Raw genomic sequence first — 15911 nt, 5'->3', positions numbered from 1 at the left:
TTGCCCGCTTCTTTCATTTTGTCGGCTGTTTTCATTTTTTGCGATCTGTGGCATCACCGGCGCGGAGAAAGATCATGGCCAGCGACCCGCTTTACATCAATAACCGTATCACCGTCGCCGGCTGGGAGCTGACGGAGCAGTTCGTGCTGGCCGGTGGGCCGGGCGGCCAGAACGTCAACAAGGTCTCGACGGCGGTTCAGCTGTTTTTCGATATCGCCAATTCGCCCGCCCTGTCGGATCGGGTGAAGGCGAATGCCCTGCGCCTGGGTGGCCGGCGTGTTTCGAAAGAGGGCGTGCTGATGATCGAGGCGAGCCGGTTTCGCAGCCAGGAGCGCAATCGCGAAGATGCCCGCGAACGGCTGAAGGAACTGATCCTTGAAGCGGCAGCGCCGCCGCCGCCGGTTCGCAAGGCCACCAAACCGACCAAGGGTTCTGTCGAGCGCCGCCTCAAGGCGAAATCGGGCCGCTCGGACGTCAAGAAAATGCGCGGCAAGCCATCAGGCGATTAGGCTGCGACTGGTCGGCAAAATGTTTGGCACTTGTCATAGAGCTTCAGATATCGTCTGGTAAGCCTCTCTACAACCAAGGAGAGTGCTATGGGTTTGTTCAGTTTCATCAAGGAAGCGGGAAAAAGATCGGTATCGGCGGTGATGATGCCCCCGATGTTGAAGCGGTCAAAAAAGAACTCGCCTCCCATGATCTCGGCACGGACAAGGTTCAGGTCGAAGTTGTGGACGACAAGGTCGTTCTGAAGGGCGAAGTGGCCGATCAGTCGATTTTCGAAAAGGCGGTGATTGCGGTCGGCAATACGCTCGGCATTTCCAAGGTCGAAGCCGGCGAATTGACGGTGGCCGAAGCGCCGGCGAAGGAACCCGTTTTCTACACGGTCAAGAAGGGCGACAATCTCTGGAAGATTGCCGAAGCCCAATATGGCAAGGCAAATGGCGGCAAGAACAACATCATCTTCGAAGCCAACAAGCCGATGCTGACGCATCCCGATAAAATCTATCCCGGCCAGGTTCTGCGTATTCCTGAGCTTGCCTAATAACGGGTCTTAACCGCTGCATTGGGGATGCCGCCTTGTGCGGCATCGCTCACAATTTGCGAAGTGCCACCGTGTCGATCAGGTGGTTCTTTCCTTTGCGTAGGATAAGGTCGGCGCGCGGGCGCGTCGGCACGATGTTCTGGCGCAGGTTCTTCAGGTTGATGTTCTGCCAGAGGCCTTCGGCAATGCTGAGCGCCGCTTCTTCACTGATCGATGCATAACGGTTGAAGAATGAATTAGGGTCGCGGAAAGCGGTTTGCCGCAAATTCATGAACCGGTTCACATACCAGTTGTGAATGAAGTCCTCATCGGCATCGATATAGATCGAGAAATCGAAGAAGTCCGAAACGATCGGTACGATCTCGCCCGCCCGCCGGTAGGTCGCGCGATTGCAGCACGTTGATGCCTTCGAAAATCAGAATATCTGGCCGATCGATGACCGTAAATTCGTTTGGCAGCACGTCATAAGTCAGGTGCGAATAGCGTGGCGCCTTCACATTTGGCTGGCCCGCCTTGATCGCCGAGAGGAAACGCAGCAGGGCGCCGATATCGTAGCTTTCCGGAAAGCCCTTGCGCTCCATCAGGTTCTCGCGCCGCAAAACCTCGTTCGGGTAAAGAAACCCGTCGGTGGTGATGAGATCAACCTTTGGGCTGGAGGGCCAGCGGGCCAGAAGCTCCTTCAGGATACGCGCTGTCGTCGATTTTCCAACCGCCACCGAACCGGCAATGCCGATGACGAACGGCGTCTTGTTGACATCCCCCATGTTCAGGAAGCGGTTGCGCTGTTCGAAAAGCAGCTGCGATGCTTCGACATGTGATGAGAGCAAACGCGACAGCGAAAGATAGATGCGCCGCACTTCGTCCAGATCGATCGGGTCGTCCAGCGAACGCAGTCTTTTGACCTCGTCGGCGGAGAGGGTGAGTGGTGTGTCGGCGCGAAATTTCGCCCATTCTTCCGAACTGTAGAAGTGGTAGGGCGAATATTCATCCGGCCGGAAATGATCGAGCGTACTCGGCATGCCTCTCTCCCCGCTGCCTGCCTTTACATTCATGATGTCGGCCTCGCCGCCTTTTCCGCAAGGCCGGTCTGTCCGGTCCGGCGCTCCAGTTCGGTAAAAACGTCGTCAAGCGGAATGTCAGCGATCTTCAGCACCACCAGCAGATGATAAAGCAGATCGGCGGCCTCGTTTTTCAGCCCGTCGCGGTCTTTCGCGATGGCGGCGATGACGGCTTCGACCGCCTCTTCGCCCAGTTTTTTCGCGGCACGTTCCTGGCCTGCCGCAACAAGCTTGGCCGTCCAGGATTCGTCAGGAGAGGCGGCGGCGCGTGTCGCGACGATGCGTTCCAGATCGGAAAGGGAAAATGCGCTCATGGAAGGTTCCTGCAATCAGTCGAGACGCATGGCGATGCCATGCTCGGCCATATAGGTCTTGGCTTGCCCGATCGAATAAGTGCCGAAGTGGAAGATGGAAGCGGCAAGCACCGCCGTCGCGTGGCCATCACGCACACCTGCCACCAGATCGTCCAGCGTTCCGACACCGCCCGAGGCAATGACGGGCACGCGAACCTGATCGGCAATGCTGCGCGTCAGACCGATATCATATCCGCTCTTGGTGCCGTCACGGTCCATCGAGGTGACGAGCAATTCGCCGGCACCACGTTCGACCATTTTGATGGCGAATTCCACGGCATCGATGCCGGTCGGCTGGCGTCCGCCATGGGTGAATATTTCCCAGCGGCCGGCTTCTCCGTCCTTCGAAACCCTCTTGGCGTCGATGGAGACGACGATGCACTGGTTGCCGAATTTGTCGGCGGCCTGCGCGACGAAATCAGGATCGTTCACCGCTGCGGAATTGATGGAGACCTTGTCAGCACCGCAGAGAAGCAGCTTGCGGATGTCAGAGACGGCGCGAACCCCGCCGCCGACGGTCAGCGGCATGAAGCAATGGTCGGCGGTGCGCGATACGACCTCGAAGATGGTGTCGCGATTGTCGGACGAGGCGGTGATGTCGAGAAAGCAGAGTTCGTCCGCTCCCGCCGCATCGTAGGCCTTCGCCGCCTCAACGGGGTCGCCGGCGTCGATCAGGTCGACGAAGTTCACGCCCTTGACGACGCGCCCGTCTTTTACATCGAGGCATGGAATAACGCGGGCTTTGAGGGTCATGCGTTTACCTCCTTCTTCGAGGCCGCCTTGATCAGGGCCAGCGCCTCCTGCGGATCGATGCGCCCGTCATAAAGCGCGCGGCCCGAAATTGCGCCCTCGAGCTTTGCGGCATCCGGCTGCAACATGCGTTTGATGTCTTCGATGGAGGCAAGGCCGCCCGAGGCGATGACCGGGATGGATACGGCATCCGCCAGTTCCAGCGTCGAGGCCCAGTTGATGCCGGCCAGAATGCCGTCACGATCGATATCGGTGTAGATGATGGCGGCGACGCCGGCACCTTCGAAACGTTTGGCCAGTTCGATGACGCCGAGTTCGGAGGCTTCCGCCCAGCCTTCCACGGCAACCTTGCCGCCCTTGGCATCAATGCCGACAGCGACCTGCCCGGGGAAACGCTTGCAGGCTTCCAGAACCAGAACCGGATCTCGTACCGCCACCGTGCCGAGAATGACGCGCGCAAGTCCGCGGCTGAGCCACGCCTCGATATGGTCGAGAGTGCGGATGCCACCGCCAAGCTGCACCGGGTTTTTCGTGGCTTTCAGAATGGCATCGACCGCCTCGCCATTGACTGTCTGGCCGGCAAATGCGCCGTTGAGATCAACGACATGCAGCCACTCGAAGCCCTGATCTTCAAAGGCTTTCGCCTGCGCGCCGGGGTCGGTGTTGTAGACGGTGGCCTGCTCCATATCGCCGAGTTTCAGGCGAACGCACTGGCCGTCTTTAAGGTCGATTGCGGGAAAAAGAATCATGTCAGGGCTTCCAGCGCAGGAAATTGGAAATCAGGGCAAGGCCGAGCGTCTGGCTTTTTTCCGGGTGGAATTGCGCGCCCGCCATATTGTCGCGACCAACGAAAGCCGTCATCGCGCCACCATAATTGGTGGTGGCGATCACGTCCGCCGGATGTTTGGCCGCCAGATGATAGGAATGCACGAAATAGGCGTGCAGGCCATCTGCGCCGGTCTTGATGCCGTCGAACAGGGGGTGCTGATGGCGGATTTCCAGCGTGTTCCAGCCGATCTGTGGAATTTTAAGTGTGGGATCGGAAGGGGTCATCTCGATGACGTCGCCTTCGATCCAGCCAAGCCCGGTGCTGACAGTCTTTTCCAGCCCGCGCGAGGACATCAGCTGCATGCCGACACAGATGCCGAGGAAGGGATGGGCTTTTTTCTCGACGGCTTCAACGAGTGCTTCATGCATGCCGGGCACTGCTTCGAGGCCGGCACGGCAATCCGCATAAGCGCCGACACCGGGCAGGACGATACGGTCCGCGGATGCGACGTGATCCGGCTTGTCGGTCAAGTCGATGGTTGCATTGATGCCGGCTTCACGGGCGGCGCGCTCGAAAGCTTTGGTGGCCGAACGCAGGTTGCCAGAACCGTAGTCGATGATCGCGACACGCATGTCAGCGCCTTCCATTCAAGTCGAAGAGAAACGATCCGGAGGGATCGTTGGCGAAGTTTTTGTCACCGCGCTTTTGCGGCGAGGGGGTCCATATCGGTTGAGACAGCTGTTCCGTCGTTTCCGTATTTTCGGAGAGATCGGAGAAATATATCTCTTCGGCACTCGAAAGATCAGGGGCGGAGATGATGGATGTCATTCGCCAGCCCTTGCCGATCAGGTGCCGGACGAGAAAATCACGTCCCTCCAGTGCAGTGAGGAGGGCAATGGCGATGCTGCAGAGAATTGCTGCCGGTTCGAATCCGGGTAACGTTGATGCCCAGCCGGCCAGAACAAGGACTGCAAAGACGGCGACCGCCGCCAGCCAGAGCCGGTTTACGGCCAGCCATAGCCAGGGCGCAATCAGCGCCAGCCAGACAAAATGGTCTGCTATGAAACGGGTCGTCTTGTGGTCTCTGTCCGGCCCGTTGGGGGCCTCCAGAACGAGATAGCTTGTCATGGGCTTCCTGACAGCTTTGGCGGTCAGGCCAGCATGCCCTTGGTCGAGGGAACGCGGCCTGCCTGCCGGGGGTCGATCTCGGTTGCTGCGCGAAGAACGCGGGCAACGGCCTTGAAGCAAGTTTCGGCGATATGATGGTTGTTGGCGCCGTAATGGTTCAGGATATGCAGGGTGATACCGGCATTCTGAGCCAGCGCCTGAAAGAATTCACGCACAAGCTCGGTGTCGAATGTGCCGATCTTAGGCGCGGAAAAGTTCACATTCCAGACAAGAAACGGACGGCCGGAAATATCGACGGCAGCCTTGGTCATCGTTTCGTCCATGGCAAGATCGAGCGAGGCGTAACGGGCAATACCGCGCCGGTCGCCCAGCGCCTTGGCGATGGCCTGGCCGATGGCGATGCCGGTATCTTCCACGGTGTGGTGGTCATCGATATGCAGGTCACCCTTGACCTCGATGTCCATGTCGATCAGCGAATGGCGGCTGAGCTGGTCCAGCATATGATCGAAAAATCCCACGCCGGTGGAAATTGTCGATTTGCCGGTGCCGTCGATATCCACGCGCACCGAAACCGCGGTTTCGTTGGTCTTGCGGATAATCTCGCCTTTACGTTCTGCCATTTGTGGCCGCTCCGTGAAAATGTTGCCGTTCCTTATCAGCACGAGACATAAATATCCAGTTGTTCCATCGTCTTGCCTGACTTGCGGAAAACGATGCGTTGCCGGGAGGATTTGCAATCGTGAAAAGCAAACTTACATAGATGCCCAGAAGGGCCGGATGCCGGCCCGTTAACCAGGCGCCCGGCACGGGCAGACAGGTGTTTGATGACAACGATTATTACAGTCAGGAAGGGCGGCAAGGTCGTCATGGCTGGCGACGGTCAGGTAAGCCTTGGCCAGACCGTCATGAAGGGCAATGCCCGCAAGGTTCGCCGCATTGGTAAAGGCGAAGTGATTGCCGGTTTTGCCGGCGCGACGGCGGATGCTTTCACGCTGCTCGACCGTCTTGAAAAGAAGCTTGAGCAATATCCGGGTCAGCTCATGCGTGCGGCTGTGGAGCTTGCAAAGGACTGGCGCACGGACAAATATCTGCGCAATCTCGAAGCCATGATGCTGGTGGCTGACAAATCCACCACACTTGCCATCACCGGCAATGGTGACGTGCTGGAGCCGGAACACGGTGCAATCGCCATCGGCTCCGGCGGCAACTACGCCTTTGCGGCTGCTCGCGCCATGATGGACACGGACAAGTCGGCCGAAGAGGTGGCGCGCAAGTCGCTCGATATAGCCGCCGATATCTGCGTTTATACCAACCATAATCTCATCGTCGAAACGCTCGACGCCGAATAAGCAGCATTATTGTCTCACCAAAGGGTCTTGCGGACCGGGCCTTCATTGGCCGGTCGGAGCAGGAAAGCCGAGAGGATAGAATGACCACTTTTTCTCCCCGGGAAATTGTCTCGGAACTGGACCGCTACATCATCGGCCAGCATGATGCGAAACGTGCGGTCGCCATTGCGCTTCGTAACCGCTGGCGTCGCCAGCAGCTTGACGAGAGCCTGCGCGACGAAGTCATGCCCAAGAATATTCTGATGATCGGACCGACCGGTGTCGGCAAGACGGAGATTTCCCGCCGTCTTGCCAAGCTTGCCGGCGCGCCTTTCATCAAGGTCGAGGCGACCAAGTTCACCGAAGTCGGTTATGTCGGCCGCGATGTCGAGCAGATCATCCGCGATCTGGTCGAAATCGGCATCGGTCTCGTGCGTGAAAAGAAACGCGCCGAAGTTCAGGCCAAGGCGCATGCCAGCGCCGAGGAGCGGGTGCTCGACGCACTTGTCGGAACGACCTCCTCTCCGGCGACTCGCGAGAGCTTCCGCAAGAAGCTGCGTGACGGCGAGCTGGACGACAAGGAAATCGACATCGAGGTTGCCGACAGCGGTTCGGGCATGCCCGGTTTTGAAATTCCCGGCATGCCGGGTGCCAATATCGGCGTTCTCAACCTGTCGGAAATGTTCGGCAAGGCCATGGGCGGCCGCACCAAGAAGGTGCGCACCACCGTCTCGAAATCCTATACCGATCTCGTTCGCGACGAATCCGACAAACTGCTGGACAATGAAATGATCCAGCGCGAAGCGGTGAAGTCGGTGGAAAATGACGGCATCGTCTTCCTCGACGAGATCGACAAGATTGCTGCCCGCGATGGCGGCATGGGTGCCGGCGTTTCGCGCGAAGGCGTGCAGCGCGACCTGCTGCCGCTTGTCGAAGGCACGACGGTTTCGACGAAATATGGCCCGGTGAAAACCGACCACGTTCTGTTCATCGCATCCGGCGCGTTCCATGTGGCAAAGCCATCGGATCTTTTGCCGGAGCTTCAGGGCCGCCTGCCGATCCGCGTCGAGCTGAAACCGCTGACAAAGGAAGATTTCCGCCGCATCCTGACCGAGACGGAGGCAAGCCTTATCCGCCAGTACAAGGCGCTGATGGCAACGGAAGAACTCGACCTCGATTTCACCGATGATGCGATCGATGCTTTGGCCGATGTGGCCGTTCATCTGAACTCGTCGGTCGAGAATATCGGTGCGCGCCGCCTGCAGACGGTAATGGAGCGTGTGCTGGACGAGATTTCCTTCAACGCACCGGATCGAGGTGGCTCTGCCGTCAAGATCGACCAGGAATATGTCAAAAAACATGTCGGCGATCTTGCCGCCGATACGGATTTGTCCCGCTACATTCTCTGAATATTTCGGAGATCGACAACAGGAGAGTGCGGCCATATTTGCCGCACTCTTTTATTTTATGGCCTTGTCTCGCATTCAGCCCCCATTTTGTTTATGGGAGAGGCTGCATTCCGGTTGGAACCGCTTTATTGGAATGGTCCGGTTTTCCCTTGGTCCGAAGGCCGGCTTGAGAAAAGGCATTCGCTCGTGCGCAAAACTCTTCTGGCATTTGCCGCCGCTTTGACGTTCACCGTCGTCTCGTCTTCTTATGCTGAGGCCGCGACGGTTGTTCCGCCGGGCAATCGCAATGCTGAACAGCCGGGCGTTCCGGGCGCTTCCGCAAAAAGAACCAAGGCGTCCAACACGTCTTTCGAGCGCAAATACCAGAAGGTTATCGAGCTCCTGTCCTCCGACAAGGCGCTGATCGCCAAGATCAAGTCGACTGCCGGGCGCTACGGCATCGATCCGATCCATATGATCGGGGCGATCGTCGGCGAACATACCTATAATGTCGACGCCTATGACCGCCTGCAATCCTATTATGTCAAGGCGGCCTCCTATGCTGGCAGCAGCTTCCGTTTCGGCTACAAGGACGAAACCATTGCGCAGTTTCTGACGCATTCGCAATTTGCCAAATGCCAGTCGAAGAAGGATTCCTACAGTCTGTGGAACTGTCGGGAAGATGTCTGGGATGACAGCTTCCGTGGTAAGACGGTGGATGGTGTCGCTTATCCGAACAATCGTTTCAGCGCTGTATTTTTCCAGCCCTTTTACGCCGGGCAGACCTTCGGTCTCGGCCAGATCAATCCGCTGACGGCACTGATGTTGTCCGACATGGTGGCGAAAACCTCCGGTTACGAGAAGCTGGACGAAAACGACGCTACCGCAGTCTACACGGCAATCATGGACCCGGATCGCTCGCTGGCTTTCATGGCGGCCTCCATCCGCAAATCGATCGACGACTACAGGTCGATTGCCGACATGGATGTTTCCAAAAATCCGGGCGTGACCTCCACGCTTTATAATGTCGGTGGCTCAACGCAGCGTGCGGCCGCGCTCGCCCAGAAGAACCGTCAGCGTGCGGCAGGCGGTGAGCAGCCCCTGTTGCCGGAAGAAAACTATTACGGCTGGCTGGTGAACGAGCGCATCAAGGATCTACAGGCGCTTTTGTAGAAAAAGGCGATTATCGTCCGCATTCTTTCCAAAACGGAAATAATATTTGGTTGCCTCTCGCAATTGACGAGCGCCCGCCTCAGCGTCCAATCTGCATCCTCAAGATAAGAGGAGGCGCATGTGAGCCGCACGAATAAATTCGGTCTTTCCATCGATGACAGGCTTTATGCTTTTTTGACGGATGAGGTCTTGCCGGGCACGGGTCTCGATGCGGAAACCTTCTTTGAAGGCTTTTCGGCCATCGTCCACGAGCTTTCCCCTGTTAATCGTGAATTGCTCGCAAAACGCGATGCCTTGCAGGAAAAACTGGACGGCTGGTACCGCCAGAATGGCGCTCCGACGGATTTCGATGCCTATGAGGGCTTCCTGAAGGAAATCGGCTATCTGCTGCCGGAAGGTCCCGGCTTCAAGGTTGAAACTGATAACGTCGACTCTGAAATTGCCGCCGTTGCCGGACCGCAGCTCGTCGTGCCAGTCATGAATGCGCGTTATGCGCTGAACGCTGCGAATGCCCGCTGGGGTTCGCTTTACGATGCGCTTTACGGCACGGATGCCATTTCCGACGCGGACGGTGCGGAAAAGGGCAGGGACTATAATCCGAAGCGTGGCGACAAGGTCATTGCCTGGGCACGAAACTTCCTCGACGAATCGGCGCCACTCGAAACGGCAGGCTGGTCGGATGTGACCGGCTTCAAGATCGTCGACGGCGCGTTGCAGCTTGCAATCGGTGACGGTGCGAGCGGGCTGAAGGATGCCGCGCAATTCAAGGGCTTCACCGGCGAAGCGGAAAAGCCGGCAACGATCCTGCTTGGCAAGAACGGTCTGCACACCGAGATTGTCATCGATCCCTCGACGGAAATCGGCAAGGGTGACAAGGCGGGTATCGCGGACGTCATTCTCGAATCGGCGCTCACGACCATCATGGATTGTGAGGATTCGGTTGCCGCTGTTGATGCCGAGGACAAGGTGCTGGTTTACGGCAACTGGCTTGGCCTGATGCGCGGTGACCTGACGGAAGAGGTTGTAAAGGGTGGCAAGACCTTTACCCGCAGCCTGAATCCGGATCGTTATTACACCGCCCCCAATGGCGCAGCACTCACGTTGCCGGGTCGCTCCCTGATGCTGGTGCGCAATGTCGGCCATCTCATGACCAATCCGGCGATCCTCGACAAGAATGGCCGCGAGGTGCCGGAGGGCATCATGGATGCCGTCGTGACGGGGCTGATCGCACTTTACGATGTCGGCCCATCCGGGCGGCGTCAGAATTCCCGCGCCGGCTCCATGTATGTGGTCAAGCCGAAGATGCACGGGCCGGAGGAAGTGGCCTTCGCCAACGAGATTTTCACGCGGGTCGAAAAGCTTGTCGGCATGGCGCCGAACACCATGAAAATGGGCATCATGGACGAGGAGCGCCGCACCACGGTCAACCTCAAGGAAAGCATCCGCGCCGCGAAAGACCGGGTCGTCTTCATTAATACGGGCTTCCTCGACCGCACGGGCGATGAGATCCATACCTCGATGGAAGCAGGCCCGATGATCCGCAAGGGCGACATGAAGCAGGCGGCCTGGATTGCTGCCTACGAGAACTGGAACGTCGATATCGGGTTGGAATGCGGCCTTTCCGGTCATGCGCAGATCGGCAAGGGCATGTGGGCCATGCCGGATCTGATGGCGGCCATGCTGGAGCAGAAGATCGCGCACCCGAAGGCCGGCGCCAACACCGCCTGGGTGCCTTCGCCAACGGCGGCGACGTTGCATGCCACGCATTATCACAAGGTCGATGTTGCCGAGGTTCAGGAAGGTCTGAAAAGCCGCGGCCGCGCAAAGCTTTCCGATATTCTGTCCGTGCCGGTCGTGCCGCGTCCCAACTGGACGCCGGAGGAAATCCAGCGCGAACTCGACAACAATGCGCAGGGTATTCTCGGATACGTGGTGCGCTGGGTCGATCAGGGCGTCGGTTGCTCCAAGGTGCCTGACATCAACAATGTCGGGCTTATGGAAGACCGCGCTACGCTGCGCATCTCTGCACAGCATATGGCGAACTGGCTGCGCCATGGCGTGGTGACAGAGGAACAGATCATTGAGACCATGAAGCGCATGGCCGCCGTGGTCGATAGCCAAAATGCCGGCGATCCGGCCTATTTGCCGATGGCGTCCGACTTTGAAGGATCAATCGCTTTTCAGGCCGCCGTCGAGCTTGTGCTGAAGGGCCGGGAGCAGCCGAACGGTTATACCGAGCCGGTTCTTCACCGCCGTCGTCTGGAACTGAAAGCGAAGCAGGCGGCCTGAAGCCGCCCACCGCCAATCATCAAGAACAAAAAAAGCCGCCGGGGAATACCACGGCGGCTTTTTCTTTGTCTGGTATCTGATCTTACTGGATCACGACGACCTTGGTGCTGCGGCCGGGGCGAACGCGGCTGTAAAGGTCGATAACATCCTGGTTGATCATGCGGATGCAGCCGGAAGAGGCGGCGGTGCCGATCGATGCCCATTCAGGCGAACCATGGATGCGGAACAGAGTGTCCTGTCCCTTTTCATTGAAGAGATACATGGCGCGTGCGCCGAGCGGGTTGGAAAGGCCCGGGCCCATGCCTGCTTCGACATACTTGGCAACTTCCGGCTTGCGATCTGCCATTTCCTTCGGCGGATGCCACATCGGCCATTCCTGCTTCCAGGCGACATAGGCTTCACCGGCCCAGGCGAAACCTGCCTTGCCAACGCCGATGCCGTAACGGACCGCGCGGTTGCCGGACATGATATAATAGAGGAAACGTTCGCGCGTATTGACGATGATGGTGCCGGGCTTCTCGTTCGTCTGGAACTCGACGATCTGGCGACGGTACTTCTCATTCACACGATTGATCGGAATGGCCGGCAGAGCATAGCCAGCATCGGTCACGGGACCATAAACATCGTTGAAGATCTGGACGGTTTCGACCTTTGCCGGAACCGGGTTGGCGACCGGCACTGACGCCGCTACCTTGCCGGATGTCTGGCCAGACGATTGGGATGTAGTTTCGGCGCAGCCGGCCAAAGCCAGTGCTGCCGTCAGACCAAGTGCGGTCAATGAGGTACGGATGCGCATATCGTTCTCGCGGAAAATTCGCCAAATTGTGCGAAGGAGTAGTCTTAATTGGATAAATCGGTTATTTTCCATTAAGCCGCTCTTGGCAAGCCGTTGCACCGCCGCGAGACGGTTGTGCCTTTAAAATTGCCGGTTGATTGCCTTTTTGCAACAATAGGCCAAACGCCTCAGCAGCCTTTATCCATGACTATTCTTTCGCTTACCAACAATAATCCGTTAATCGACGGCCGCCAGTCGGACAAGGCGATGCTGGTGCGTCGCGGCGTTCAGGTGCTTTTGCACGAGATGCGCCATTCGGTATTGCCGGAACTGCCGCTTGCGAGTGGGCGAAGGGCAGATCTCATCAGCCTCTCGGCAAAGGGTGAAATCTGGATCATCGAAATCAAATCCTCCATCGAGGATTTCCGTGTCGATCGCAAATGGCCGGATTACCGCCTGCATTGCGACAGGCTGTTTTTCGCCACCCATCCGGAAGTACCAGTCGAAATCTTCCCGGAAGAATGCGGGCTTATTCTGTCGGATGGCTACGGCGCCCATATGCTTCGCGATGCGCCGGAGCATAAATTGCCACCGGGGACCCGCAAATCGGTGATGCTGGATTTTTCCAGAACGGCTGCAACCCGGCTTATGCTGGCGGAATGGACGACCGGGCGCAGCTTCGGGGAGTAATCCCCCTTACTTCGGCGCGCGCTTGGCGAGAATGCGCTGCAACGTTCTTCGGTGCATGTTGAGCCGGCGGGCGGTTTCCGAGACGTTGCGTTCGCACATTTCATAAACACGCTGAATATGCTCCCAACGCACCCGGTCTGCCGACATGGGGTTCTCAGGGACTTCGGTCTTTTCACCCTTGCGCTGCGTCAGCGCATTAAAGACGTCGTCCGCATCGGCGGGTTTGGCAAGATAGTCCAGTGCCCCGAGTTTCACGGCGGTAACGGCCGTTGCGATATTGCCGTAGCCGGTCAGAACGACGATCTGCGTATCGTCCCTGTTCTGTCGGATAGCTTCGATGACTTCCAGACCGTTGCCATCCGTAAGCCTCAAATCGACGACCGCATATTTGGGTGGCGCAGCCTTGGAGCGCGCAATGCCCTCGCTGACAGTCTCGGCGGTATCGACGACAAATCCGCGTGTTTCCATCGCCCGGGCAAGCCGGCGCAGAAATGGGCCGTCGTCATCGACGATCAGCAGCGATCTGTCGGGCCCGATCGGGTCGCCGTCGTCTGTCGGCACGCTGATGGATGGGGTCTGGTCTTCTGTCGTCATGTTTCCGGCCTTTCGGCAACTTAGTCGGCTTTTTTCTTCTTCTTATCGCCGCTTCAATGTGGATGGTAAAGTCAACGATCCCTTTTATCGTCCATAAGCGCACGAGGCCAGACGATTGTGACGCGTGCTCCGGTTCCACTCAAACCTCGATTTTCAAAGGTAACGGTGGCGCCAGATCGTTCCAGCAACGTCTTGGCGATGAAAAGCCCGAGCCCGAGCCCGCCCGCCCGCGTGTCGTTGTGACGTTCGGTCACATAGGGTTCGCCAATGCGGGCAAGCACGTCATGGGCATAACCCGGCCCGTCATCCTCAATGGTGACGGAGACATTCTGCGAATCGTAGTCGACGGTCACTGTCACTTTTTCCCGCGCATAGTCCACGCCGTTTTCGATGAGGTTGCCCAGCCCGTAAATAACGCCGGCATTCCGGACGCCGACCGGCTCGTCGACCCGGTTGTTCTTTTCGACGAGCTCGAGACGGATGCCGAATTCCCGGTGTGGCGCCACCACCTCCTCGATCAGCGACGAGAGTGGCAGGCGGCGCATATGTTCCTCATCATCGGTGGAAAGCGATGTAAGGCGGCGCAGAATATCGCGGCATCTTTCGCTCTGGCTGCGCAGCAGCGCTATGTCTTCGCCAAACCTTTCATCATTGCCGAGTTCCCGCTCCATTTCCTTGGCAACGACGCTGATTGTCGCCAGCGGCGTGCCCAGCTCGTGCGCGGCGGCGGCGGCGAGACCATCCAGCTGGGAAAGGTGTTTTTCCCGTTCCAGCACCAGTTCGGTTGCGGCAAGCGCGTCGGCCAGCTGGTTCGCCTCATGCGAAACGCGATAGGCATAAAAGGCTGCGAAAGAGGTCGTGGCGACGATCGCAACCCAAGTGCCGACATGCAGCAGAAGCTGGATCGGCAATACCTCGTCAGGATACCAGGGAACCGGAAACGGCGAAAAAGCGATCGCCGTCGAGCAGATGATCGCAAAGGCGAGGAGAATGAGCGAGTGCCGAAGCGGCTGCGAGGCAAAGGCGATGATGACCTGCACGCAAATCAGCGGCGCGAAAGGATTGGAAAGGCCACCGGTGATGTAGATGAGCGCCGTCAATTGCAGCAGGTCGAACGCAAGCAGCAACGTCGCTTCCCAGGGCTCCAGACGATAGGTGGAGGGAAAACGGGCGGTGAGAAACAGGTTGGCAAGCGCCAGTGCCGCGATCAAAAGACTGCAAGCCAGAAGCGGCAGGGGGAAATGCAGCGCCGATGCGACGAACAGGATCGTTGCGCTTTGTCCCGCAACGGCCAGCCAGCGCAGCCATACGATGGTTTGCAGCCTTATCCTGCGGCTGGCGCGGCCAAGCCTGGTGGTTTCGATCGGATGGCTAGCCACCTTCGTCTCCTTTGTGCTTTTCATCGTCGTCACGTCCCGCGTGGTTTTACGCGGCTGGTGGGCAATGCCGATGCCGGGTCCTCCGGCCATGGATGGCGCGGGTATCGCCCGCGCATATCCGCCCGCACGTCCTTCCACGATCCCGCCCAGAAACCGGGAAGATCGCGTGTCGTCTGTATCGGCCTGTGCGCCGGCGAGGTCAATTCCAGCAGCAGCGGTAACCGCCCCTGCGCGATTGCCGGGTGGGCCGTCAGCCCGAAAAGCTCCTGCACGCGAATTGAGAGTGTCGGTTCGCTGGCGTCGTAGCGGATGGGATGCCGTTGGCCCGTTGGCGCTTCGAAATGTGTCGGCGCCAACCTGCCGAGATCGCGCACAACCTCATGGGGCACCAGAGACAAAAGTCCCTCGGAAAGGCTGCCGGGCCGGATATCCTGCAGGCTACGCGCGCCATGCTGGAAGGGAACGAACCACTCATCCAGTCGTAAAAGCAATGCCTCATCGCTGACATCCGGCCAGGGTTCGCCGATGCTGGCGTTCAAAAAGCCGATCCTGTCGCGCAGTTGCAGGGTTTCTTTCGAGAGTGGAAGAATGGCGACGCCGAATTCCCGAACCCCATTGGCCAGCGCCAGCGCCGCCCGTTCGCCTTCGGGACGGGGCAGGGGCGTCTCGTCGAGAATGATCGCGCCGAGGCGTGTAACGCGGCGCGCACGCGCCTGACCGCTCGCCTTGTCGAAAAGCAGCTGGTCCTGCTGCTCGATAAGATGCGGCATCCGCTCTTCTATATCGGCTCTCTCAATGCTTGCCGCGGAAAGAATACGCGGTTGCGCTGCCCGCCCGGTAACATCGGCCACTACCAGCATCCTGCTCGCCGCCAACCGTTCGGTCTCGGCAAGTTCGGCGCCCCGGCCGTTCGCCATCACGTAGCGGCCGCGTGCGCCGCGTTGAAGGGCGATCCGGTCCGGATAGGCGTGCAGCAATAAAGGGCCGGCCTCGCTCGGCTGCTCGGTTACCGCCTGCGCCACGCCGATCGCATCGAGAAGTCTCGACGCCAGCTTGCGCGCCGCCTGCGCCCTTTCGTTTCTCTCGGAAAGAAAGCGTCGCAATCTTTCATCGAGATCGATGTCGTTTCCGCCCAGTCCCTGTTCCGTTAGCATGACAGCGAGCATTGCCGCCTTTTTTCCAGCACCCTCAC

General features: G+C 58.6%; 15 protein-coding genes and 3 pseudogenes (1 of these 18 only partly in view). 7 read left to right on the top strand and 11 right to left on the bottom strand.

The features are described 5' to 3' along the window. The first annotated feature begins 74 nt into the window (after positions 1-74). Both arfB and lysM read left to right on the top strand, forming a co-directional pair. Positions 75-509 carry an alternative ribosome rescue aminoacyl-tRNA hydrolase ArfB gene (gene arfB, locus RBH10_RS22480; RefSeq protein ID WP_281038379.1) on the top strand — a complete coding sequence of 145 codons (435 nt, stop codon included), beginning with the start codon at positions 75-77 and terminating at the stop codon, positions 507-509. Positions 510-596: 87 nt separating this feature from the next. Next, positions 597-1045, top strand: a pseudogene (lysM, locus tag RBH10_RS22475) (peptidoglycan-binding protein LysM). A gap of 49 nt (positions 1046-1094) precedes the next feature. On the opposite strand, the pseudogene coaA reads toward lysM, so the two are convergent. From coaA to hisB, 7 genes and pseudogenes are all read right to left on the bottom strand, one after another. Beyond that, positions 1095-2097: pseudogene (coaA, locus tag RBH10_RS22470) on the bottom strand (type I pantothenate kinase). Then, positions 2094-2417, bottom strand: a complete 324-nt coding sequence (locus RBH10_RS22465) for a phosphoribosyl-ATP diphosphatase (RefSeq protein ID WP_281038381.1) — start codon at positions 2415-2417, stop codon at positions 2094-2096. Before RBH10_RS22465 ends, coaA begins: the two are co-directional and overlap by 4 nt. 15 nt (positions 2418-2432) lie before the next feature. Beyond that, positions 2433-3209, bottom strand: a complete 777-nt coding sequence (hisF, locus tag RBH10_RS22460) for an imidazole glycerol phosphate synthase subunit HisF (protein WP_281038382.1) — start codon at positions 3207-3209, stop codon at positions 2433-2435. Continuing rightward, entirely contained in the window at positions 3206-3955 is a 750-nt protein-coding gene (hisA, locus tag RBH10_RS22455; protein ID WP_281038383.1) for a 1-(5-phosphoribosyl)-5-[(5-phosphoribosylamino)methylideneamino]imidazole-4-carboxamide isomerase, read from the bottom strand. Before hisA ends, hisF begins: the two co-directional genes overlap by 4 nt. A gap of 1 nt (position 3956) precedes the next feature. Further along, complete coding sequence (hisH, locus tag RBH10_RS22450; protein WP_045020522.1) at positions 3957-4607, bottom strand: imidazole glycerol phosphate synthase subunit HisH; 651 nt, start codon at positions 4605-4607, stop codon at positions 3957-3959. 1 nt (position 4608) lies between these two features. Then, the gene (locus tag RBH10_RS22445; RefSeq protein WP_281038384.1) at positions 4609-5103 is read right to left on the bottom strand and encodes a DUF2628 domain-containing protein; all 495 of its coding nucleotides are present in this window, start codon (positions 5101-5103) and stop codon (positions 4609-4611) included. A 23-nt stretch (positions 5104-5126) separates the two neighbouring features. Beyond that, on the bottom strand, positions 5127-5723 hold the full coding sequence (hisB, locus tag RBH10_RS22440) for an imidazoleglycerol-phosphate dehydratase HisB (protein ID WP_045020525.1): 597 nt from the start codon (positions 5721-5723) through the stop codon (positions 5127-5129). 204 nt (positions 5724-5927) lie between these two features. On the opposite strand from hisB, the gene hslV reads away from it, so the two are divergent. The 4 genes from hslV to RBH10_RS22420 all read left to right on the top strand — a co-directional run bounded on the left by hslV (position 5928) and on the right by RBH10_RS22420 (position 11281). Next, positions 5928-6452 carry an ATP-dependent protease subunit HslV gene (hslV, locus tag RBH10_RS22435; protein WP_045020527.1) on the top strand — a complete coding sequence of 175 codons (525 nt, stop codon included), beginning with the start codon at positions 5928-5930 and terminating at the stop codon, positions 6450-6452. Positions 6453-6532: 80 nt separating this feature from the next. Next, positions 6533-7840, top strand: coding sequence for an ATP-dependent protease ATPase subunit HslU (gene hslU / locus RBH10_RS22430; protein ID WP_045020529.1), 1308 nt, complete (start codon positions 6533-6535; stop codon positions 7838-7840). A 186-nt stretch (positions 7841-8026) separates the two neighbouring features. Beyond that, positions 8027-8992: a DUF1402 family protein gene (locus tag RBH10_RS22425; protein ID WP_045020581.1), complete on the top strand. Its 966-nt coding sequence runs from the start codon at positions 8027-8029 to the stop codon at positions 8990-8992. Between the two features lie 120 nt (positions 8993-9112). Further along, complete coding sequence (locus RBH10_RS22420; RefSeq protein WP_281038385.1) at positions 9113-11281, top strand: malate synthase G; 2169 nt, start codon at positions 9113-9115, stop codon at positions 11279-11281. 82 nt (positions 11282-11363) lie between these two features. Here the strand turns inward: RBH10_RS22420 and RBH10_RS22415 are convergent, their stop codons facing one another. Beyond that, positions 11364-12077, bottom strand: coding sequence for a L,D-transpeptidase (locus tag RBH10_RS22415; protein ID WP_045020533.1), 714 nt, complete (start codon positions 12075-12077; stop codon positions 11364-11366). A gap of 183 nt (positions 12078-12260) precedes the next feature. On the opposite strand from RBH10_RS22415, the gene RBH10_RS22410 reads away from it, so the two are divergent. After that, on the top strand, positions 12261-12746 hold the full coding sequence (locus RBH10_RS22410) for an MmcB family DNA repair protein (protein ID WP_281038386.1): 486 nt from the start codon (positions 12261-12263) through the stop codon (positions 12744-12746). A gap of 6 nt (positions 12747-12752) precedes the next feature. On the opposite strand, the gene RBH10_RS22405 is transcribed toward RBH10_RS22410, so the two are convergent. From RBH10_RS22405 to hrpB, 3 genes and pseudogenes are all read right to left on the bottom strand, one after another. Next, positions 12753-13340 carry an ActR/PrrA/RegA family redox response regulator transcription factor gene (locus RBH10_RS22405; RefSeq protein ID WP_045020535.1) on the bottom strand — a complete coding sequence of 196 codons (588 nt, stop codon included), beginning with the start codon at positions 13338-13340 and terminating at the stop codon, positions 12753-12755. A gap of 71 nt (positions 13341-13411) precedes the next feature. Next, positions 13412-14719, bottom strand: a complete 1308-nt coding sequence (locus RBH10_RS22400; RefSeq protein ID WP_281038387.1) for an ActS/PrrB/RegB family redox-sensitive histidine kinase — start codon at positions 14717-14719, stop codon at positions 13412-13414. 29 nt (positions 14720-14748) lie between these two features. Then, positions 14749-15911 (bottom strand): annotated as a pseudogene (hrpB, locus tag RBH10_RS22395) (ATP-dependent helicase HrpB); it runs 1325 nt beyond the window's last position.

This window comes from Rhizobium sp. AN73 (assembly GCF_030757975.1).
GTDB classification, from domain to species: Bacteria; Pseudomonadota; Alphaproteobacteria; order Rhizobiales; family Rhizobiaceae; genus Agrobacterium; species Agrobacterium arsenijevicii.
Note: the sequence above shows the minus strand (reverse complement) of the source record. Positions and strands in the feature narration are given on the sequence as shown.

What these genes read in the sequence shown, in the direction of transcription:
- RBH10_RS22465 (WP_281038381.1), bottom strand. Translation starts at nt 2,417, where the DNA reads ATGAGCGCATTTTCCCTTTCCGATCTGGAACGCATCGTCGCGACACGC.
- hslV (WP_045020527.1), top strand. Translation starts at nt 5,928, where the DNA reads ATGACAACGATTATTACAGTCAGGAAGGGCGGCAAGGTCGTCATGGCT.
- RBH10_RS22445 (WP_281038384.1), bottom strand. Translation starts at nt 5,103, where the DNA reads ATGACAAGCTATCTCGTTCTGGAGGCCCCCAACGGGCCGGACAGAGAC.
- arfB (WP_281038379.1), top strand. Translation starts at nt 75, where the DNA reads ATGGCCAGCGACCCGCTTTACATCAATAACCGTATCACCGTCGCCGGC.
- hisF (WP_281038382.1), bottom strand. Translation starts at nt 3,209, where the DNA reads ATGACCCTCAAAGCCCGCGTTATTCCATGCCTCGATGTAAAAGACGGG.
- RBH10_RS22415 (WP_045020533.1), bottom strand. Translation starts at nt 12,077, where the DNA reads ATGCGCATCCGTACCTCATTGACCGCACTTGGTCTGACGGCAGCACTG.
- RBH10_RS22405 (WP_045020535.1), bottom strand. Translation starts at nt 13,340, where the DNA reads ATGACGACAGAAGACCAGACCCCATCCATCAGCGTGCCGACAGACGAC.
- hisH (WP_045020522.1), bottom strand. Translation starts at nt 4,607, where the DNA reads ATGCGTGTCGCGATCATCGACTACGGTTCTGGCAACCTGCGTTCGGCC.
- hisA (WP_281038383.1), bottom strand. Translation starts at nt 3,955, where the DNA reads ATGATTCTTTTTCCCGCAATCGACCTTAAAGACGGCCAGTGCGTTCGC.
- hisB (WP_045020525.1), bottom strand. Translation starts at nt 5,723, where the DNA reads ATGGCAGAACGTAAAGGCGAGATTATCCGCAAGACCAACGAAACCGCG.
- RBH10_RS22410 (WP_281038386.1), top strand. Translation starts at nt 12,261, where the DNA reads ATGACTATTCTTTCGCTTACCAACAATAATCCGTTAATCGACGGCCGC.
- hslU (WP_045020529.1), top strand. Translation starts at nt 6,533, where the DNA reads ATGACCACTTTTTCTCCCCGGGAAATTGTCTCGGAACTGGACCGCTAC.